Origin of the sequence: Jannaschia sp. S6380 (genome assembly GCF_023015695.1) — a bacterium.
Classification (GTDB): domain Bacteria; phylum Pseudomonadota; class Alphaproteobacteria; order Rhodobacterales; family Rhodobacteraceae; genus Jannaschia.
Window position 1 is genome coordinate 358,225 of sequence record NZ_JALKAS010000001.1, and the last position, 20,631, is coordinate 378,855.

Here is a 20,631-nt window from a genome sequence, read left to right on the forward strand (position 1 = left end):
CGTCGAGGCAGAGGGATGTAATGCCCAAAATGACGCGAAAGGCGGATCTGGCGCACAAGATCTGCGCGACCTGCGGACGTCCGTTCGCATGGCGGCGCAAATGGGCGAAGGTGTGGGCCGAGGTCCGATATTGTTCGGACCGATGCCGCGCGGCTAAGGGCGGTAAGAAAGCCTGACCAATCCGAGTTGCCGACCCGCGGGGCGTTGTCTACACGCATCCGGGACGTATGATTCAGGAGAGCCCCATGACCCGCATCGACAAATCCGGCCTGAACGTATCCGAGGATCTGGCCAGTTTCATCGAGACGCGGGCGCTGCCGGGCACGGGTGTCGACACGGCGCGGTTCTGGTCGGGCTTTTCCGAGCTTGTGCACGACCTGGCCCCCCGCAACGCGGAGTTGCTGGCGGTGCGCGAGACGATGCAGGCGCGGATCGACGCATGGCATCGCGAACGCAAGGGGCAGCCGCATGACGCGAGCGCCTACAAGGCGTTCCTGTCCGAGATCGGCTACCTCGTCGAGGAGGGCGGGGACTTCACCATCGGCACGCGGAATGTCGACCCGGAGATCGCCGCGATCCCGGGGCCGCAGCTGGTGGTGCCGATCACCAACGCGCGCTACGCGCTCAACGCCGCGAACGCGCGCTGGGGCAATCTCTACGACGCGCTTTACGGCACGGACGCATTGGGCGATCTGCCGTCGGGTGGCGGCTACGATCCAGCGCGCGGCGCCCGCGTGATCGCGTGGGGCAAGGCATTCCTCGACGATGCCGTCCCGCTTACACAGGGGGGCTGGTCGGACGTCACCGGGGTCGATATCGACGACGGCGTGCTGGTTCTGCGTGCCGGAGACGACGAGGTGCGCCTGGCGGAGGCGTCGGCCTATCGGGGCTGGGTCCGCGATGGCGACACGCTGCGCATCCTGCTGCGCCACAACGGCCTCGGTATCGTTCTGGTCGTGACGCAGGACGGCGCGATCGGCCGGGACGACCCGATGGGGCTGGACGCGATCCACCTGGAATCGGCGATCTCGGCGATCATGGATTGCGAGGATTCGGTCGCCTGCGTCGATGCCGAAGACAAGATCGGCGCCTATGCCAACTGGCTGGGCCTGATGCGCGGCGACCTGACCGAAAGCGTCACCAAGGGCGGCAGGACATTCACCCGCACGTTGAACCCGGACATGGAGTTCAGCGCCCCGGACGGATCGGTCCTGACGGTTAAGGGCCGCGCACTGATGCTCGTGCGCAATGTCGGCCACCTGATGTCCAACCCCGCGATCCTGATGCGCGACGGGCAGGAGATCCCCGAAGGACTGATGGACGCCGCGATCACCACGCTGATCGCGATGCACGACCTGAAGAAGGAGAGCGGCCCGCGCAATTCGGTCGAAGGGTCCGTCTACGTGGTCAAGCCCAAGATGCACGGCCCGGAGGAGGTCGCTTTCGCTGATGAGATATTCACCCGGGTCGAAGCGATGCTGGGCCTGCCTGCGAACACCGTCAAGCTGGGCATCATGGACGAGGAGCGGCGCACCTCGGCCAACCTGGCGGCGTGTATCCGGGCGGCAAGGGACCGGGTGGCCTTCATCAACACGGGCTTCCTCGATCGCACGGGCGACGAGATCCACACCTCGATGGAAGCCGGACCGATGCTGCCCAAGGGCGAGATGAAGTCGACGCCCTGGATCCAGGCGTACGAGGATCGCAATGTCGATATCGGCCTGGCCTGCGGGCTGAAGGGGCGGGCCCAGATCGGCAAGGGGATGTGGGCGATGCCCGATCGCATGGCCGATATGCTGGACCAGAAGATCGGCCACCCGAGATCCGGCGCCACCTGCGCCTGGGTGCCCTCGCCCACCGCGGCGACGTTGCACGCCACCCATTACCATCGCGTCGACGTCCTGGCCCGTCAGGATGAGCTGGCCGCCGGCGGGGCGCGGGGATCGCTGGACGATCTGCTGACGATCCCGGTGATGGAGGGGCGCAACCTGTCCGAGGCCGAGGTAACGGCCGAGATCGAGAACAACGCCCAGGGCATCCTCGGCTATGTCGTCCGCTGGGTCGATGCGGGTGTGGGGTGTTCCAAGGTGCCCGACATCAACGATGTGGGTCTGATGGAGGATCGTGCGACCTGCCGTATCTCGTCGCAGGCGTTGGCAAACTGGCTGCATCACGGCGTCGTCACATCCGAGCAGGTCGAGGCGGGGATGCGCAAGATGGCCTCCAAGGTCGATGCCCAGAACGAAGGCACGCCCGGCTACGCGCCGATGGCGCCCGCCTTCGACGGGGTCGCGTACAAGGCGGCGCAGGACCTTGTCTTCGAAGGGCGCGCGCAGCCCTCGGGCTATACCGAACCGGTTCTGCACCGGCGCCGGCTTGAGTTGAAGAACGCCTCGTAACCCACGGATCGGATGAAAGATGCCTGAAATTTCGCTGCGCCGCGCGCGCCAGATCATCAAGGGCGTGCTGGAAAAGGGCGCCGAACTCGGCCTGAAGCCGCTGTCGGTCGTCGTCCTGGACGCCGGCGGGCACGTCAAGGCGTTCGAGCGTCAGGACGATGCGGCACCCGGCCGGTTCGCGATCGCGCACGGCAAGGCCTATGGCGCGGTGATGCTGGGCATGGCGGGTCGCGCGCAGATGGCCCGCGCCGAACAGCAGGCCTATTTCATGGCCGCAGTGAACGGCGCCTATGGCGGGCAGGTCGTCCCCGTCCCGGGCGGCATTCTGGTGCGCGACGCCAAGGGCAACACGCTGGGCGCGATCGGCGTGACGGGCGACACGTCCGACAACGATGCCGAAGCCGGGCTGGCCGGGATCGAAAGGGTCGGGCTGATCGGCGAGGCCTGAGCGTCCCACGGATTCGTGCGCTGCCGCATGCCCGGCCGTGCGGTCGTCGGGCTATGAAGGCCGTGGCGGCGCGGCTATCTTGCGTCCGAACCGGAGGATATCCATGCGACCGCTCGTCGGCATCATTTCGAACCACTACCTGATCAACGACCAGTATCCGGCCCATGCGAACGGCAAGATGAACACCGACGCCGTGGCGCATGTCAGCGGTTGCATGCCGCTCGCCTTCCCCGGCGACCCCGATGCCGTCACGATCGACGAGTTGCTGGAGGTGTTCGACGGCTTCCTGTTCACCGGCGGCCGGCCCAACGTTCACCCCGAGGAGTACGGCGAGGACGAGACCGAGGCACACGGCGCCTTCGACCGGGCGCGCGACCGGGTCGCGTTGCCACTGATCCGCGCGGCGGTAGAGCGGGGGCAGCCGGTGCTGGGCCTGTGCCGGGGCTTTCAGGAAGTGGCGGTCGCGATGGGTTCGACCCTGCATCCCGAGATCCGCGACTTGCCGGGCCGCATGAACCACCGCATGCCCCCCGACGGCACGCTGGAGGAGAAGTTCGCCCTGCGCCACGAGGTCCGCTTTTCGCCGGAGGGACCGTTCACGCGGCTGATGGGGCAGGAGGTCGTGATGACCAACACGCTGCACGGGCAGGGCATCAAGCAGGCCGGGCCGCGCATCCGCATCGACGGGTGGGCCCCCGACGACACGCCCGAGGCGATCTGGATCGCCGACGCCCAAGGCTTCGCGCTCGCGGTGCAGTGGCATCCCGAGTGGAACGCCGCCGGCGACCCGGTATCACGTCCGCTGTTCGGTGCCTTCGGCGACGCTTGCCGGGCTTGGCGCCGAGGCCGTGCCGCCCCGCTGCGCAGGGCCGGCTGACGCTAGAACCCGTAGAGCCGCGCGGGGTTGCGGACCAAGACGGCGTCGCGCGTATCGTCGTCCGGGCAGACCCGGTCGAGCGCATCCAGAAGCGCGCCCGCATCCGCCCGCTCCGCCCCGCCCAGCATGATCTGCGGCCAGTCCGATCCCCAAAGGCATCGCAACGGGTTCGCCGCCAGCAGCGCGGCGACATGCGCATCCGCAGCATCGAACGGTGCCGTGCACAAACGGTAGGGCGCCGACAGCTTGACCCAGATATGCCCGTGATCCAGCAGGTCGAGCAGGGCCCGGAACCCCGGCGTGTCGATCCCGGCCGACAGGTCCGGCCAAGCCATGTGGTCCAGCACCACCGGCACCGGCATCGCCGCGATCCGCGGGGCCAGTTCCTGCAGGTGACGATCGGCCTGCAGCAGCATCTGCACGTGCAGGCCACGGTCGGCCAGGCGCGGGGCCATCGCTTCGACCCCGTCCCAACTCAGCACGCCGCCATGGACGTAGTTCAGGCGCACCCCCTCGAACCCGTCCTCGCCCAGGGCGTCCAGGTCGCGGTCGGTGGCCTCGTCGGTCACCAACCCGATGCCGCGCGTCCGCTCGCGGCCCAGCGCCTCGATCCCCCGGCGGACCAGGGTCATGTCCGTTCCATGCAGGATCGACTGGACGATGACCGTCCGTTCCACGCCCAGCGCGTCCATCTGGTCGCGATAGGCCTGTAGGTAGCGGTCGAAATCCCAATCGTCGGCCGGGTCCTCGATCCGATCAGGGTTCAGATGACCTTCGGATACCGATCCCAGCAGGTGGATGTGGGTGTCGCAGGTGCCCGGCGGGGCGCGGCGGGCGGGTCGTGCGGCAGGCAGCGGAGGGGCGGATGTCGGAAGCGTCATGTCACCGGTCTATGGCCTAGGACCCCGGCAGGGCAACGACCGACGCAAGGATCTGCGGATCCGCGTGAGGGCTTGCCGATGGACGGGATGCCAGGCCGGCCCGGGTTGGCGGGTCAACGGGTGCCAGAAGAACCGGAACAGATGGCCGCCATCGTCCTCGCACCAATGCGACCATTGCGGCGGCAGCGGCGGCGTCCGGACCAGGACGAAGTGCCAGACGACCGCGGGCGTGCCGATGGAAGCTGGCGGAAGCGTGCCCCGGGCCCCGGTGGCGATACCGCTCTCCTCCCGCAATTCGCGCAAGGCCGTCTCAGGGGGGATCTCGCCGGGTTCGGGCGTCCCCTTCACCAGCTGACATCCCGCGCGCGGGTGGCAAAACGCCAGGATCGCATTCCCGCGTAGCACGACCGGACAGACCTTGGTCACGGCACCCGGCCGGGCGGTCAGCCCCGCGCGCAGCGTCCAGTCATGGGTCGCGCCCGGCCCCGGCATGGCTCACCCGTACTGCTCCAGCATATCCAGCAGGTCCTCATGCGTGTTCGCCTCCTGCACGGGCTTGTCCTCGCGCCAGCGCAGCATCCGGGGAAACCGCAGGGCGACGCCCGACTTGTGGCGGGTCGATTTCTGTATGCCTTCGAACCCGATCTCGAAAACATGCTCGGCCGGGACCTGCCGCACGGGTCCGAACCGCGCCAGCGTGTTGCGCCGGACCCAGTGGGTAATCCGGCGGAACTCGGCATCGGTCAAACCGGAATATGCCTTGGTGAACGGCACCAGGTCGTTCCCCTTCCAGACCGCGAAGGTAAAATCGGTATAGAGGTTCGCGCGCCGCCCATGACCCGCCTGCGCATAGACCATCACCGCGTCGATGCTGAGCGGATCCAGCTTCCACTTCCACCAATCGCCCTTCTTGCGCCCGACGTGATAAGGGCTGTCGCGTCGCTTGAGCATCAGGCCCTCGGCATTGGCCTCGCGGGCACCGGCGCGAATGTCGCCCAACCCGTCCCAATCGTCGAATTCAACGAGCGGCGACAGGGCCACCGGTGCCTCCGTCGGCATGTCCGCCAGCAGTGCCTCCAACCGCCCCCGGCGTTCGGCGAAGGGCAGGGCACGCAGATCGGCCCCATCCTGTTCCAACAGATCATAGGCGCGCAGGATCACCGGTGCCTCGGCCAGGGTCTTCTTCGGCACCGTCTTGCGCCCGATCCGCGTCTGCAGCGACGCGAAGGATCTCGGCTGGCCCGTCTCGGCGTCCCAGACCAGGATCTCGCCGTCGAGCACCGTGCCATCGGGCAGGAAATCGCGGGCGCGCGCAAATTCCGGGAATCGGTCGGTCATCAGCTCCTCGCCCCGGCTCCAGAGGTGATGCTGCCCGCCGCGCAGGATCAACTGTCCGCGGATTCCGTCCCACTTCCACTCCGCGATCCAGTCGTCGGGCGACCCGAGCGCGTCCGGCTCTCCCTCGACCCCGTAGGCCAGGCAGAACGGATAGGGGCGGCTCAGATCCGCATCCGGATCCGGGGCGGTGATCAGCGCCGCATAGCTCGTGGTTTCGGGCGTCCAGTTGCCCATCAGGCGGTGCGCCAGTTCCGGCTCGTCGATGCCGGTTGCGCGCGAAAGGGCCCGGGTCATCAGCTTCTGACTGACACCGACGCGAAACCCGCCGGTGATCAGCTTGTTGAAGACGAACCTCTCCGATCCCTCCAGCTGCCGCCATGCGGCGAGGATGGCCGATTTGCGCGCGGGCTCCTCCAGGGCGGAAAGCCCGCGGATCTCGGCGATCCAGTCCGACAGGCTGCGGTCGGGCGCCGGTTCCGGTTCGGGCAGAACCAGGTGGATCGTTTCGGCCAGGTCGCCCACGACATCGTAACTCGCCTTGAAGAGCCACATCGGAAGATCGGCCACCTCGGCCGCCCATTCCGACAGACGGGTCGCGTTGACCGTCCGCTTGGGTCGCCGACCCGACAGAAGCGCAATCGTCCAGAGCCGGTCATCCTCCGGCGTCTCACGGAAATAATCGGCGAGCGCGCCTGTCTTGGCCGTCGTCTTGGTTGTCTGATCGAGCGCGGTGAACAGGCGGGCGAAACGTTTCATGCCTCCCCCCTCAGGAATGCGGCCATCCGGTCGACGGCCGCCGTCGCGGCCGGAACGCGGTCGACGAACAGTTGGAAATCATGCGGCACGCCCGCGACCTTCTCGACTCGAACCGGTGCGCCGCCCGCGCGCAGGCGCGCGGCGATGGCGTCGGCGTCCCATTCCAGAAGCTCGGCCCGCGCGACCTGCAGAAAGGTCGGCGGCGCGCCGGTGAAATCGGCGTGGATGGGCGAGACACGAGGGTCCCGCGGGTCCGCCCCGCCTAGGTAGTCGGCAACCATCCGACGCAGCAGCGGCTCCGCCAGCAACATCTCGTCCACACCCGCGGGCAGGGTCCGGTTCGGGTCGAGGTCCGCGGCCGGGGAGGCCAGGGCCATTTGCGTCGGGCACTTGCCCCCGGAAAGCAGCTCCGCGCAGACGGCGAGGGCAAGCGTGCCGCCCGCGCTGTCCCCGCCCAGGGCGAACGGCCCCGCGGCGGCCAGGGCTCGGGCCACGGCCAGCGCATCCTCGAGCCCCGCGGGGAAGGGGTGTTCGGGTGCCTTGCGATAGGCCGGTACGATCACCCGCATGCCGGTCCGGCAGGCCAGACCGTGTGCAAGCGCCCGATATCCCTGCGGCGAGCCGAGGACGAAGCCCCCGCCGTGCAGCCAAAGAAGCGTCCCGCCCCGTGCGCTCGGGGCGACGGCGATGCCCGGCACGCCCGCAATGTCCACGGCGACTTCGGGCAGCAGGTTTCGCGACGGCGGGTCGGGGGCGAACAGGCTGAACCCTACCCGGTGCACCTGCCAGGGGATGGGCAGCGCAAGGATCGGCCGCAGGACGTGGCGCGTGGCGGCCGCCAGCACCCGGTCGCGCCAGGTGAGGGGCGTCATGCCTCCGCCTCCTCGGCTTCCAGGAGGTCGTCGCCATATTCCGTTTCGACGATCTGGGCGTCATACCCCTGTTCTGCCAGCCATTGACGAAAGGTGGCGGTATAGCCGTGGGTCGCGAAGATGCGGGTGGCGCCCGTTTCGCGGATGGCGGCGTTCAGTCCCTTCCAGTCCGCGTGGTCGCTGATGACGAAGCCCCGGTCAGCCGCGCGCCGTCGGCGCACGCCACGCAGTGCCATCCACCCCGACGCGATGCCGGTCGACACGGGGCCGAACTTGCGCAGCCAGGGTCCGGCCAGGGCCGAGGGCGGGGCCACGACAAGCGCGCCCGGATGTGCCTTCAGGTCGGTCTCGGGCGTCACCCGTATCGTGTCGGGCAGGTCGACCCCCTGGGCGCGCAGGACGGCGTTCGTGTTCTCGACCGCGCCGTGCGTCAGGATCGGTCCGATCGAGGCGTCGACCATCGTCATCACGCGCTGCGCCTTGCCCAGCGAATAGGCCCCGATGGCGGCATGCCGCCCCTCGGACCGGCAGGACCGCCACCAGTCGTCGAGCTGCGCGGCCAGTGTCGCCTCGGGCAGCCAGTCGAACACCGGCAGGCCGAATGTGCATTCGGTGATGAAAGCGTGGCAGCGCACCGGCTCCCACGTCTCGGACAGACCGTCAGGGGTGGTCTTGTAGTCGCCCGAGACGACCCAGACCTCTCCCTTGTGCTCGATGCGGATCTGCGCGCTGCCGGGGACGTGACCGGCGGGGTGGAAACTGACGGAAACGCCGTTTATGTCGCGCGTTTCTCCGAACGCGATCCCCTCCAGGTCGATCTCGCCCAGGCGATGCCGGATGACTGGCCCGGCCGCGTGCGTGGCCAGATAGTGGCGATGCCCCGGATAGGAATGATCGGCATGGCCATGGGTGACCAGGGCCCGGTCGACCGGACGCCACGGATCGATGTGGAAGCGGCCCGCCGGGCAGTACAGGCCTTCGTCTCGGAATTCCAGAACCATGCGATCAATGTAGGTGCGCCGGGGAGCGTCGACCAGCACGGCGAATTGGTTAACGGATTCCCGGGTGGACTTGCGGTCTCGGCGGGAAACCGGCCGGAATGTCGCCACAATCGGCGCTGCGGCAGCTAGGGGCCGCCACTATTGCGCCATGATCTACAATTCTGCCCAAGATCTGCCGCAATCGCGATGCATCTTGTCCTTACTGTTTAACCGGGGGGTTTGACGTGAATATTTGTTTTAGTGGTTTCAGGAACGGTGAGTTCTGCCTCGGTGATGCGACGGCGCGGCTGCATGGCCCTGAGTACGGGATGACGCATGCGGGGCTGGTAATGCTCGGGCTGTTGGCGGTCGTCATGGCGGTCTACGTATTCCGCGACCCGGCCTGACCGGGAAAGACAGCCGGTCCCTCGGGGGGGAGTGGCCGGCAAGATGGGAGCGGAGGCCCGGTTGCGGCAACCGCTCCCACATTAGTTTCGGGGCATCGGTCGGGGCATCGGTCGGCGTGGCTATTCCCGCTCGGCCTCCGGGATCAGAAGCGTGATTTCGCCTGTCTCGGCAAGGCGACGGATGGTGGCGACGATTGTGCCCATAGCCTCCTCGACCTCGGCGGCAGGGGGGGCGGTCGAAAGCTCCGCGATCTCCTCGCGAATCTGATCGGCCAGGCGGGAGGAGATGTTGCCCAGCAGAAACGTCTTCACGCTCGCAAGCTCCTCGGGCGTGCCGGCAAGGGCGGTCCGCAAGTGATTGCCGTCCACCTCCTTGAGGACTTTCGGCAGATCACGCGGGTCGATCCGGTCGGGAATGTTCTCATAGCTGAAGACCGCCTTGCGGACGCGGTTCGCGAAATCCGGGTCCGTTGCATCGAGGCTCTCCAGGATCGTACGCCGCACGCTTGTCCGCGCCACGTTGAGGATGTCGCCGATCCGGCGGACGCCGTCCGTCTCGAAGGCGGGCGAGGTGCGGCCGGCGGATTGACGGCCAAGCGCCATGCCGATGCGCGCCACGGCGGTGGGTTTCACCTCCTCGGTTCGCGCGAACGCGGTCGCGACCGCGGGCGCCCGTTCGACGGAAAGGCGCGTCATCAGTTCGGCGGCGCGCTCGGCGGGCAGTTTCGACATCAAGATGGCTGCCACCTCGTCAGTTTCGCCCTCGACGAGCTGAAGCATGGCGTCGGTATCGAGTGTTTCCACGGCCGCCCAGGGGCTGTCGCCGGGCTGGGCGTCGGGTCCGAGTTCCGCATTCAGCGCATCCACGACATCGAGCGACAGCCGGCTTTCCAAGGTCGTCAGAACCCTGGCCATATCGCGGGGAAAGTGCAGGCCAATGCTGTCGAGTTCGGTCGCGAATTCCGCAATCACGAGGGCGAGCGTCGCGCGGTCGACGAAGCGCAAGCGCGCCATTTCACGCACGATGTCGCGCTGCTGCGCCGGCGGCAGGTCCCGCAAACCGGGATCGACCCCGCCCGAGATGAGCAGGTGGACGACCACCGCTGCTTTCTGCCGTCGCGTCAGGGCGGGTTTGGCGGGGGTTCCGGAAGCAGGGGACAGATCGGTCACGGCAGGTTTCCGTTGCGTGTCGGGGATGGGCACGGCCCCGTCATGCACGTCGGAGATTAATGGGCCGTTACGCGATCGCCGTTTGCGATCGTCAGTATCCCGAGGCCGACGCGCACGAAGCCGGATCGGCACCGCAACCCAGACGCAAAACGACCGCGACGGTGCATCACCGGTCGCGGTCGGTTTCTGATATGGCCGCAACCCGCAGGTCAGGCGCGGACATGTCCGCGCTTCAGCCTTCGGGCTCGTCGTTCCAGCAGGTCGCGGAGGCGGCATCCCAAGTCGTCCCGGGGTTGCATTCGCCGCCTTCGATGTTCTCGACCTGCCCGTCATCGTCTTCAAGGCCGGCGATGATGACGTCTTCCTCGTCGTCGGAGGCGACCCCGATCACGGTGCCGATTTCCTCTCCGTCTTCAACGGTTTGCTCGCCGGAATCGTAATCCACGATCTCGTCCGATTCCGAGGATCCGGTCTCGTCGGACTCGCCGCTGAGTTCGCGCCCCCCGATGATGGAAACGCTTTCGGTTTGGGTCGTCGAGCCGGTGCCGGCGATCTGATCGCCGGGAGAGACGAACTTAGCGTCCGCCATGGCGACGCCGGGCAACAGCATCATGGAAAGCAGGGAGACACGCAGCATGTCGTCGTCCTCGTGGTTATGGCAGTCCCGAGGATTGATGACGTCCACTTGGGGCGAAAGTGAGATGCCTTTATGTCAGTCCGACGGTTTCTTTCGCGCCCAGCATGACGTTCAGGTTCTGCACCGCCGTTCCCGACGCACCCTTTCCGAGATTGTCCAGCACCGCGATGACCGTCACGCGGCCCTGTCCGTCGCCCTGGACCGAAAGCGTCATCCGGTTGGTCCCGTTCAGGGCCTGCGGGTCGATCCGGGTCGTGGCGGCTTCGACGGTGACGAACGGATCGTCGGCATAGAAGTCACGCAGCGCCGCCTCGATCCGGGCATGGCCCGCGACCTGGCCGGGCAGGGAGTCGGCATGTAGATGCAGTTGCACGGCCATGCCCTGCCGGAACCGACCGACGGCGGGCTGGAACAGCGGCTTTCGCGTCAAACCGCCATATTTCATGATTTCGGGCAGGTGCTTGTGATCCTGGGACAGGGCGTAGAGGTAGAAATCCGGCGCCGATCCCGCGTTATACTCGGCGATCAGACCCTTGCCGCCGCCGCTATAGCCGGAGATGCCCGTAAGGACGACACCGTGGTCGGGCGGAACGATGCCCGCCTCGGTCAGTGGACGAAGCATGGCGATGCTGCCAGTGGCATAGCAGCCGACATTTGCCACGCGCCGTGCCTCGGCGATACGGGACCGCTGACCGGGCAATTCGGGCATGCCGTAGATCCAGCCGGGGGCCGTGCGGTGGGCGGTGGAGGCGTCGATCAGCCGGGTGTCGCCCGCCATGGCCGCGGCCTGCCGCGCGGCATCGTCGGGCAGGCACAGGATGGCCACGTCCGCCTCGGCAAAGGCGGCGGCGCGGGCGTCATGGTCCTTGCGGCGGTCGTCATCCAGCTGGATCAGGCGGATATCCTCGCGCCCGGCGAGCCGTTCGCGGATCTGCAGGCCGGTCGTGCCGGCCTCTCCGTCGATGAAAACCGCGTGCGTCATCAAGCCCCCCTTCGGTCTGCAACATGGGATACGCGGGGCGCGGGTGGGCTGCAACAGGCGGTCAGGCCAAGATGTCGCGGTCCATCTGGCGGAACAGGTCGACATAGTCGAGCAGGACCCAGTTCTCGGCAATGCGGCCGTCGGCACAGCGATAGAAGTCCATGACCCGCAGGGTCAGCGAACGTCCGGTGGCGGTCTCGCCCAGATAATCGCCCCGATGCGTCATGGTCATCGACGGCCAACCGGACACGGCGGCGTAGTTGCCATCGCCGATCCGGCAATAATGGTTGCCACCCTTGCGATCGGGGAAGGCGTGCAGGAACGGCGCCCGGTGGTCGCGTACGAACCCGTCCCAGCGATAATTGGCGCCGATACCTCCGGGGCCGTACCACATCATGTCGTCGGCCCATGTACCGCCATCGCCAGTCTGGCCCGGGGACGCGCCGGTTTCCGGGTCGTAGACATGCAGGTCGCCCAGCATCCGTTCGACCAGGTCGAGGCTGGCCGCGCCCCCCGCCGGATCGGGGCAGACCCCGTCATGGGTGGCGGGGCCGGGGAACAGCATCTCGGTCCCCAAACCGACCGGAAACGGCTGCCGTCCGGCCTGGCGCATCAGGTCGGGCAGGTCGAGGATGATCCGGCCTTCGCGGATACGCCCGCCGGCGTCGAGACGATGGAACTCCCCCGCACGCAGGAACGCCAGCCGTCCGGACGGGGCGACCCCCCAGAGCGGCGCGTGATGGGTGCCGACGATATGGCTTATCGCGGCCACCCAGGTGCCGCCTTCGGCGCGCCGGTTCTCGCCACCGATGACGATCTCGTCGCGTCGATGCGCCCCGCGCAGGGCCGCGCGGAGAGGTTTGATGACCCGGGACACGATCTCCGCGCGTCCGTCGACGCGATCCACGGGGGCCATCATGTGCCAGACGGCGTCGTCCGCAAGGATCGCCTCGGACGCTGCGTCGATGTCCGGCGCCGTCAGCAGGGACGCCAGACCCGTCCTAACGGCATGGCGGATGTCGGTCATCTGATTTCCTTCCGGGCCGGGCGGAGATTCGGACTTGCACCGGGCGTATCGCCCCGGCTAGCGTCTTTGCAAGCGTATGCATGCGCGGGGCCCGACGGGAGGCGGGCGGTCCGGAAGATGCTCTGACGCGCTGGTATCGTTCCGATACGCGGCTAAGGTGGCCGCGGGGATCGGGGCGGGGCATCCGCTCCTCGCCCATTCAAGGACAGCAATCGACAGGGAGACACCGATGCTGATGAAGAGACTTGCCCTTGCCGGGGCTTTCGCATTGTCCGCGACCACCGCGATGGCGGACTGCGCGTTCGAGAACGACGTCGAGGTCAAATCGCTTTCGGCCGGGTTCGAGGCCTGGAAGGCCGTGACCGACGCCATGGCCGAGTGCGGCAACTTCTCCGCCGAACTGGATCAGGAATTCCGCACCAAGCAGCCGGCCGCCTTCGCGGCCGATCCGTCGCTCTACGCGATTGGGGGCGTGTCGAACGGCACGATCACCCCGCTTCTGAATGAGGGGACGATCCGTCCGCTGGACGATCTGGTCGAGAAGTACGGCCAGAACCTGACGCCGAACCAGCTGATCCGCGTGGATGGCGACATCATGGCAATCGCGATGATGGTGAACACGCAGCACCTGATGTACCGCAAGGACATCTTCGAGGAACTGGGCCTGGAAGTGCCCACAACCTATGACGAGGTCCTCGAAGTGGCGGCGGCCATCCAGGAAGCGGGCGTGGTCGAGTATCCGCTGGGTGCCACCATGAAGTCGGGCTGGAACCTGGCGCAGGACTTCAACAACATGTTCCTGGGCTACGGCGGCACGTTCTACAACGACGACAGCACCCCCGCCGTCAATTCCGAGGCCGGGATCAAGGCGCTGGAGACGATGAAGGCGCTGACCGAGTACATGGACCCGGAATACCTCGTGTCCGACTCCACCTATGTCCAGCAGCAGTTCCAGCAGGGCAAGATCGCCATGGCGAACCTCTGGGGCTCGCGCGGGGGGGCGATGGACGATCCGGCCGAAAGCGACGTCGTGGGCAAGGTCGGCTCGGCCGCGGCGCCCGTCGCGATGGAGGGCGGCGCACCGGCCACGACCCTTTGGTGGGACGGCATCGTCGTCGCCAAGAACATCCCCGACGAGACCGCCGAAGCGGCGTTCCGCGTCGCGATGGAGGGGCTCGACACCGATATGGTGCAGGGGGCAAACGAGGACGCGATCTGGCTGATCCCGGGCTACGAGCCCAACGAGATGGCGCAGGGCGCGATCGCCACGGCGACCGCCGATCCGACCCCGATCAGCTATCCCTCCACCAGCCAGATGGGCCTGATGCATACCGCCATCGGCAACGAGCTGGACGCATTCTTCACCGGTGACCGCTCCGCCGAGGAGACGCTCGCGGCGATCGAGGAAAGCTACACGGCGGCAGCCAAGGAAGCCGGGCTGCTCGAATAAGACTGTCGGGGCGCGCCTTTTCGGGGGCGCCCCTTCGCCGTTCTGGGGGATCCGCGATGAAGTTCAAGACATTCGCCATGTTCGTCGGGCCATCGGTCTTCCTGATGCTGCTCTTCATCGCGTTCCCGCTGGTCGCGGTCCTGCTGAACTCGTTCCAGGTCACGCAGCCCGTCTTCACCACCCAGGAGATCGAGACCTGTTCGGCCGGCTTCCTGGAGCAGAGCTGCACGACCGAAATCAAGACGATCCCCGTGCTGGACGAGAACGGGGACACCGTGACCACCACCGAATGGGTGGGCCTGTCCTCCTATGCCAACGTCCTGGGCGGCGACCGCCTGACCCGGGCCCTCTCGAACTTCGATTTCGGAGAGCTGCTGCGCATCGATTTCTGGAAGGCCCTGCGCTTCACGCTGACCTTCACGCTGATCACGCTGCCCTTCGTCCTGGGGCTGGGCCTCGCCATCGCCGTCGTGGTCAACAATGCCACGCGCGCGGTCAAGGGGCCGGTCATCTTCGTCTCGCTGCTGCCGTTCATCATCACGCCGGTCATCGGCGCGCTGTCGATCCGCTGGCTGTTCTATGGCGACGGCATCGCGACTGTCTGGCTAGAGGCGATGTTCGACACCGACCTCGCCGTCGCCGCCAACGGCTGGGCGGTGGAATTCCTGATGATGTTCTACCGCGTCTGGCACGTGGCGCCCTTCGCCTTCGTCATCTTCTATGCCGGGCTGCAGACGGTGAACCAGGACACGCTGGAATCGGCGGTGATCGACGGTGCGTCGCGGTGGGAACGCCTGCGCTACGTCGTGATCCCGCACCTGATGCCGCTGATCGTCTTCATCACGCTGATCCACCTGATGGATGCCTACCGCGCCTTCGAGGAGGTGATCGGCTTCTCCTCCGAAAGCCAACGGATCACGCTGCAATACCTGACCTACGACTACCTGCAGCCGGACGATGCCGGGAACCGGCAGATCTCCTCGGCCTCCGCCTCGGCCATGCTGACGATGATCGGCGTGGTGATCCTGCTCGCCGCACCGCTCCGCCGCACCTGGCGCGACCACAAGGGGGCTTGAAGCCATGTCCGATGCATCCCTCCCGCGCGCGATGCGGCAGCCGTTCTCTCTCAAGCTGGCATCCAACGCGTTTCTCGTGCTGTGGCTCTTACTTGCGGCGTTTCCGCTGTTCTGGGTCCTCGCCATGTCGTTCAAGAGCCCGGTCGACGCCTTCTCCTCCTCGGCGGCCGACGTCATCATCGGGCCGCGCACGCTGGCGAACGGCAATGGCCTCTCGCTCGTCGACATCGTCTTGGGCATTCTGGTCGCGTGGCTGTCGATCAAGGCGGCGACGAAATGGCTGATGCCGATGGCGGCCGGCGACGGGACGTTGCAGCGCATCTTCTCCTGGGCCGTGATCGCGCTGGGCTTCGCCGTCCTGTTCATCATCGGCTTCTTCTTCGTCGTGCCCTGGATCGCGGCGCCGCTGGAGGGTCTGCTCGGGCCGCTGGGTCAGCCGATCCTCGGCCTGACGACGCAGCATTACGAGGCCGTCTGGATCGAGAACGAGTTCTATCAGAACTTCCGCAATTCCATGATCGTGACCTTCGGCGTGGTCACCGTCTCGCTGACGGTGGGGACGCTGGCCGGCTACGGGCTGGCCCGGTCAGGCAGCACCTTCGCGTTCTGGATCCTGATCATCGCTCTGATCTTCCGTGCGCTGCCGCATTCGGTGCTGGTGGCGGGCTACCTGCCGGTGTTCATCAACTCGGCCGAGATCCTCAGCCCGATCCTGGGCGAGAACGCCCCGACCCTCTACGGCCAACCGCTGGCCGTGATCGCCGTGCTGGTGTCGATCAACCAACCCTTCACGATCTGGATGCTGCGCAGCTTCTTCCAGAGCATCCCGGTCGACCTGGACGAATCCGCCCGCGTCGACGGATGCACCCATTTCCAGGCGTTCCGCTGGGTGATCATGCCGGTGATGTGGCCGGGCGTCATCACGACGGGGCTGTTCAGCTTCCTGCTGGCCTATAACGACTTTCTCGTGACCTCGCTGCTGCTGGATGCGTCGAACCAGACAATGGTCCCGGCCATCGCCGGCTATTTCAACCGCGAGACGACGACGACCGATCAGGTCGAGGCCGTGGCCGCCGCCGTGTCGATCACGGCGCCCCTGTTCCTGCTGGTGATGATCTTCCAGCGTCAGATCGTGTCCGGGCTGACGGCGGGCGCGGTCAAGGGCTGACGCGCCGCCACGGGCGCACCGCGGCAAGACGGGCGTTGCACGGCCCCCGTCGGACGGCGTAATCCGCAGCGATGCGGATTCTTTTTCTTGGTGATGTGATGGGGCGGACAGGGCGCCGGGCGGTCGCCGAGCGGCTGCCGGCCCTGCGCGTGGACTGGCGCCTGGATGCCGTCGTCATCAATGGCGAGAACGCCTCGTCGGGGCGCGGCCTGAACGCCGCCCAGGCCGCGGGTCTGTTCGAGGCGGGCGCCGACGTTGTGACGCTGGGCGATCACGCCTTCGACCAGAAGGACATGATGCAGGCGGTCGAGGCGGACCACCGCATCCTGCGCCCAATCAACTATGCGAAGGCCGCGCCGGGGCGGGGATGGCGCGTCTTCGACATTGCGGGGCGAAAGCTGCTGATCGCGCAGGTTCTGGGCCAGGTCTTCATGTCGCGGACCTATGACGACCCTTTCAGCGCGATCGAACCCGTCCTCAAGGCGCATCCCCTGGGCCGCGCCGTGCAGGCGACGCTGGTGGACATGCATTGCGAGGCCACGTCCGAGAAGATGGCGATGGGACATTGGTGCGATGGGCGCGCCAGCATCGTCGTCGGCACGCACACCCATGTGCCCACGGCCGATGCCTGCATCCTGCCGCGCGGGACGGCATATCAATCGGATGCGGGAATGTGCGGCGACTACGACAGCGTCATCGGGATGGACAAGACCGAGCCGCTGCGCCGCTTTGTCACCGGCATGACGCGCGAGCGGTTCGCCCCGGCGGGCGGCGAGGCGACGCTTTGCGGCCTGTTCGTCGAGACGGACGATGCGACGGGCCTCGCGCGCGAGGTCGTGCAGGTCCGGCAGGGCGGGCGCCTGGCGCAGGCGGGGCCCGGCGCGTGACCTGGCTCGATCTGCCGCAGGGTGCGGAGGCCTGGATCACCATCGCCACACTCGTCGTCATGCTGGGCCTGTTCGTACGGGAGGTCTATCCGACCGAGGTCGTGGCCATGGCCGGGGCGGGGTTCCTTCTGGCGATGGGGATCCTGCCCTATGATGCGGGCGTCGCCGTCCTGTCGAACCCGGCGCCCTGGACGATCGCTGCGATGTTCTTGCTGATGGGCGCGTTGGTGCGGACCGGCGCGCTCGACTGGTTCACCCGCTTCGCCGAAGGGCAGGTGGGAACGCGCCCGCGCCTGGCGATCGCGATGCTGCTGGCCTTCGTGCTGGTGGCGTCGGCCTTCGTAGCCAACACGCCGGTCGTGGTCGTGATGATTCCGGTCTTTGTGCAGCTGGCGGGGGCGATGAACCTGGCGCCGTCGAAGCTGCTCATTCCGCTGTCCTATGCGTCTATCCTGGGCGGGACGATCACGCTGATCGGGACGTCCACCAACCTGCTGGTCGACGGCGTGGCCCGCACCCGCGGACTGGAGCCGTTCACGATCTTCGAGGTCTCGCCCCTCGCCATCCCGGTCGCGCTGGCGGGAATGGCATATCTCTATTGCTTCGGGCGTCACCTCCTGCCCGACCGGTCATCGATGGCGGCGATGCTGGGCGGGCGGAAATCGCACAAGTACTTCGCCGAAGCCGTCATTCCGCCGGATTCGAACCTGATCGGGCGGGAACCCCTGGACGTACAACTCTTCAAGCGCGAGGGCGTCCGGCTGATCGACGTGGTCCGCGGCGACGCATCGCTGCGGCGCAACCTGCGCGACGTCACGCTTCAGCTCGGCGACCGGATCATCCTGCGCACCGAGATCGCCGAACTGCTGACACTGCAGCGCAACCCCGATCTCAAACGGCTGGACCAGGTGGGCGCGGTCGAGACCACGACGGTCGAGGTCCTGATCACCCCCGACGCCCGGATGGTGGGCCGCCGGCTGGGCAACCTGCGGCTGCGCCGCCGCTACGGGGTCTATCCGCTGGCGCTGCACAGGCGCGACCGCAACATCTCCGGCCAATTGGAGGATGTCGTCGTTCGCGTGGGCGACACCCTTCTGCTGGAAGGGGCGGCCGAGGACATTCACCGCCTGGCGCAGGACCTGAACCTGGTCGAGATCAGCCAGCCGCGCGAGAAGGCCTTTCGCCGCGAACGCAGCTGGATCCCGGTTGCGACAGTGGCCGCTATCGTCGCGTTGTCGGCCCTGGAGCTTGCGCCGATCCTCGCGCTGGCCGTCCTGGGCGCGGTCGTGGTGCTGCTGACGCGCAGCGTCGACGCGGACGAGGCGTTCGGTTTCGTCGAAGGCCGCCTGCTGGCGATGATCTTCGCGATGCTGGCCGTGGGCGCGGCGCTGGAATCATCGGGCGCGGTCGGCATGATCGTCGACGCGGTGGCGCCCGCCCTGTCGGTCCTGCCGGGCCCGCTGCTGCTGCTGGCGGTGTTCGCGCTGACCTCGACGCTGACGGAACTGGTCAGCAACAACGCCGTCGCCGTGGTCGTCACGCCGATCGCCATCGCGCTGGGCCAGACGCTGGGGGTCGATCCGCGGCCCCTGGTCGTGGCCGTGATGGTGGGGGCCAGTTGTGCCTTTTCGACACCCATCGGCTATCAGACGAACATGCTGGTCTATGGTCCGGGCGGATATCGGTTTACCGATTTCGCACGCGTGGGAATCGGCATGAACGTGCTGGTGGCGGTTCTCTCGTCCGTTCTTATCCCGTTGATCTGGCCGCTCTGACCAGTCGACGAAGCCCGGAGTTTCCGATGCGTCCTTTCCTCCTCCTTCTGCCTTTCGCGCTGGTTGCCTGCCAGGCGCTCGACGATGGCGTGTCCCGTACGGGCGGCGCGACGCCCTCGGGCGAGACGCGGATCGTCGAGGCGAAGGCCACGCCAAGCCGGATGACGTTGCGGATGTCCGACGGCGCGCGCTGCGTGTCCGAACGGCCCGAAGGCGTGCCGGGCGGATGGTCCGGCGTGACCTCGGATTGCGGCTATCAACTGCCGTTCACGGTGGCATTCAAGCAGCAGCCCAAGCCGCAGCGTTTCACGATCGAGGCACCGATCGCGCCGCAGGGACCCCGGGCTGAGATCTTCGTAACCGATCTGGATGGCGTCCGCCGCCTGTTCGTCTCGCCCCTGGGCCGGGGGGTCCGGTTCGGACCGGTGCCCGCGCCCGCCGCGCAAGGCTGACACGATTTCCGGCCTGGCGGACGCTACTCGCCGGCCATCAGCGTACGACCCGAGGGGGCGGCGGGCGCCAGGTCGCCCGGAGCGTCGCGCCCTTCGCTCGCCAGCCGCGAAAGGGCCGCGTTCAGGCGCCGCCGCGCCACCTGTCCCGCCCCGTGCCGGACCATGTGACCGGCCACCAGCGCCTGTAACCAGGGCCGATCCATACGGTCCGTCCGCCGAAGCAGATCCTGCAGCCAACCCGCATCCTGCCGCCGTCCGCGCCAGAGTCGCGCGAATTCTTCGGGGCCCAGCGCGCCCGTCTCGGCGCCGGTCAGCAACCGGTCAAGAATCCCGATAGACTCGAGGCGCCCCCGAATGTCGGCCCCGGCGAAGGGTGCCGGCAGCCGAACGACATGGGAAGCCGAGAACAGGCTTGCATGCATCGCGTCCCCCGCCACGTGCGGATCGGTGACGAGAAACACCCGTTCGGCGGCGTCCACCATACGCGCGGCATTGCCGTAGCGCCCCGTCCAGTCCAGCGCACGGGCCGACCTGAAACGGCGCTCCCACGGCGCGACGACCCGATCCAGCGTGGCGATGGGCTGGATCAGCAGGACGATGGCCCCGGGCGATGCGACGGAATGGGCCCCGGCGCCATAGGCCCCCATACCGGCCCCGGCGAAGACCACCCGGTCGTATTCATCGAAGAACCCGTCATCGGTCAGATCATCGAAGAGATCGTGGACCGCCGCGTCGCGAAACCAGGTGCGCCCCTCGGCCATAATGTCCAGCGTCGCCCAGCCACGTTCTGCCGCGATCCGGCTGCTGAACGGCAGGCCGCCGTCGCGCAGCCGGGTCTCGTCCAGACCCTCGAACGTGACGAGAAGGGTCCCGGCGTCCCTGCGAGGCCGGTGCAGCGCCAGGTGATCGTCGCCCAACTGCCGCAGCGTGCCGTCATCGCCCGCCTCGGCCAGCAGCGCGTCGCGGTGACGCGCACGGTTCATGGGCCTCGGGTGCGGATCCGCCATGGCATGCCTCGCTTGTCGGGTCGGTTGCAGCGAAGGATAGCA

General features: G+C 67.4%; 20 protein-coding genes. 10 read left to right on the plus strand and 10 right to left on the minus strand.

Annotated features, from left to right (window positions below):
- Positions 1-20: 20 nt before the first annotated feature.
- The 4 genes from MWU52_RS01955 (at position 21) to MWU52_RS01970 (ending at position 3,724) form a co-directional block, all read left to right on the plus strand.
- Positions 21-176: a DUF2256 domain-containing protein gene (locus tag MWU52_RS01955; RefSeq protein WP_246948738.1), complete on the plus strand. Its 156-nt coding sequence runs from the start codon at positions 21-23 to the stop codon at positions 174-176.
- A 69-nt stretch (positions 177-245) separates the two neighbouring features.
- The gene (locus MWU52_RS01960) at positions 246-2,399 is read left to right on the plus strand and encodes a malate synthase G (protein WP_246948740.1); all 2,154 of its coding nucleotides are present in this window, start codon (positions 246-248) and stop codon (positions 2,397-2,399) included.
- A 19-nt stretch (positions 2,400-2,418) separates the two neighbouring features.
- Positions 2,419-2,847, plus strand: coding sequence for a heme-binding protein (locus tag MWU52_RS01965; RefSeq protein ID WP_246948743.1), 429 nt, complete (start codon positions 2,419-2,421; stop codon positions 2,845-2,847).
- Between the two features lie 103 nt (positions 2,848-2,950).
- Positions 2,951-3,724: a gamma-glutamyl-gamma-aminobutyrate hydrolase family protein gene (locus MWU52_RS01970; RefSeq protein ID WP_246948745.1), complete on the plus strand. Its 774-nt coding sequence runs from the start codon at positions 2,951-2,953 to the stop codon at positions 3,722-3,724.
- A gap of 2 nt (positions 3,725-3,726) precedes the next feature.
- Here the strand turns inward: MWU52_RS01970 and MWU52_RS01975 are convergent, their stop codons facing one another.
- The 9 genes from MWU52_RS01975 to MWU52_RS02015 all read right to left on the minus strand — a co-directional run bounded on the left by MWU52_RS01975 (position 3,727) and on the right by MWU52_RS02015 (position 12,774).
- Complete coding sequence (locus tag MWU52_RS01975) at positions 3,727-4,605, minus strand: amidohydrolase family protein (RefSeq protein WP_246948749.1); 879 nt, start codon at positions 4,603-4,605, stop codon at positions 3,727-3,729.
- Between the two features lie 9 nt (positions 4,606-4,614).
- Positions 4,615-5,097: an NUDIX domain-containing protein gene (locus MWU52_RS01980; protein WP_246948752.1), complete on the minus strand. Its 483-nt coding sequence runs from the start codon at positions 5,095-5,097 to the stop codon at positions 4,615-4,617.
- Between the two features lie 3 nt (positions 5,098-5,100).
- Entirely contained in the window at positions 5,101-6,699 is a 1,599-nt protein-coding gene (locus MWU52_RS01985) for an ATP-dependent DNA ligase (RefSeq protein ID WP_246948754.1), read from the minus strand.
- The gene (locus tag MWU52_RS01990; protein WP_246948757.1) at positions 6,696-7,571 is read right to left on the minus strand and encodes an alpha/beta hydrolase fold domain-containing protein; all 876 of its coding nucleotides are present in this window, start codon (positions 7,569-7,571) and stop codon (positions 6,696-6,698) included. Before MWU52_RS01990 ends, MWU52_RS01985 begins: the two co-directional genes overlap by 4 nt.
- Complete coding sequence (locus MWU52_RS01995; protein ID WP_246948775.1) at positions 7,568-8,572, minus strand: ligase-associated DNA damage response exonuclease; 1,005 nt, start codon at positions 8,570-8,572, stop codon at positions 7,568-7,570. The genes MWU52_RS01990 and MWU52_RS01995 overlap by 4 nt, the downstream gene beginning before the upstream one ends.
- 506 nt (positions 8,573-9,078) lie before the next feature.
- Entirely contained in the window at positions 9,079-10,128 is a 1,050-nt protein-coding gene (locus MWU52_RS02000) for a FliG C-terminal domain-containing protein (RefSeq protein WP_246948776.1), read from the minus strand.
- A gap of 232 nt (positions 10,129-10,360) precedes the next feature.
- The gene (locus MWU52_RS02005) at positions 10,361-10,813 is read right to left on the minus strand and encodes a hypothetical protein (protein WP_246948777.1); all 453 of its coding nucleotides are present in this window, start codon (positions 10,811-10,813) and stop codon (positions 10,361-10,363) included.
- A 22-nt stretch (positions 10,814-10,835) separates the two neighbouring features.
- Positions 10,836-11,747 (minus strand): N-acetyl-gamma-glutamyl-phosphate reductase, encoded by a 912-nt coding sequence (gene argC / locus MWU52_RS02010; protein ID WP_246948785.1) that lies wholly within the window; start codon positions 11,745-11,747, stop codon positions 10,836-10,838.
- A 61-nt stretch (positions 11,748-11,808) separates the two neighbouring features.
- Positions 11,809-12,774 (minus strand): ester cyclase, encoded by a 966-nt coding sequence (locus tag MWU52_RS02015; RefSeq protein WP_246948787.1) that lies wholly within the window; start codon positions 12,772-12,774, stop codon positions 11,809-11,811.
- Between the two features lie 229 nt (positions 12,775-13,003).
- On the opposite strand from MWU52_RS02015, the gene MWU52_RS02020 reads away from it, so the two are divergent.
- The 6 genes from MWU52_RS02020 (at position 13,004) to MWU52_RS02045 (ending at position 19,582) form a co-directional block, all read left to right on the plus strand.
- On the plus strand, positions 13,004-14,224 hold the full coding sequence (locus tag MWU52_RS02020; RefSeq protein ID WP_246948789.1) for an extracellular solute-binding protein: 1,221 nt from the start codon (positions 13,004-13,006) through the stop codon (positions 14,222-14,224).
- A 56-nt stretch (positions 14,225-14,280) separates the two neighbouring features.
- Positions 14,281-15,300, plus strand: a complete 1,020-nt coding sequence (locus MWU52_RS02025) for a sugar ABC transporter permease (RefSeq protein ID WP_246948791.1) — start codon at positions 14,281-14,283, stop codon at positions 15,298-15,300.
- Between the two features lie 31 nt (positions 15,301-15,331).
- Positions 15,332-16,468, plus strand: a complete 1,137-nt coding sequence (locus MWU52_RS02030) for a carbohydrate ABC transporter permease (protein WP_246948793.1) — start codon at positions 15,332-15,334, stop codon at positions 16,466-16,468.
- A gap of 71 nt (positions 16,469-16,539) precedes the next feature.
- The gene (locus MWU52_RS02035; RefSeq protein ID WP_246948794.1) at positions 16,540-17,355 is read left to right on the plus strand and encodes a TIGR00282 family metallophosphoesterase; all 816 of its coding nucleotides are present in this window, start codon (positions 16,540-16,542) and stop codon (positions 17,353-17,355) included.
- Positions 17,352-19,130 (plus strand): SLC13 family permease, encoded by a 1,779-nt coding sequence (locus tag MWU52_RS02040; RefSeq protein WP_246948801.1) that lies wholly within the window; start codon positions 17,352-17,354, stop codon positions 19,128-19,130. The genes MWU52_RS02035 and MWU52_RS02040 overlap by 4 nt, the downstream gene beginning before the upstream one ends.
- A gap of 26 nt (positions 19,131-19,156) precedes the next feature.
- Positions 19,157-19,582, plus strand: coding sequence for a hypothetical protein (locus MWU52_RS02045; protein ID WP_246948803.1), 426 nt, complete (start codon positions 19,157-19,159; stop codon positions 19,580-19,582).
- A gap of 23 nt (positions 19,583-19,605) precedes the next feature.
- On the opposite strand, the gene MWU52_RS02050 is transcribed toward MWU52_RS02045, so the two are convergent.
- Positions 19,606-20,565, minus strand: coding sequence for a phosphoadenosine phosphosulfate reductase (locus MWU52_RS02050; protein WP_246948805.1), 960 nt, complete (start codon positions 20,563-20,565; stop codon positions 19,606-19,608).
- Positions 20,566-20,631 lie beyond the last annotated feature (66 nt).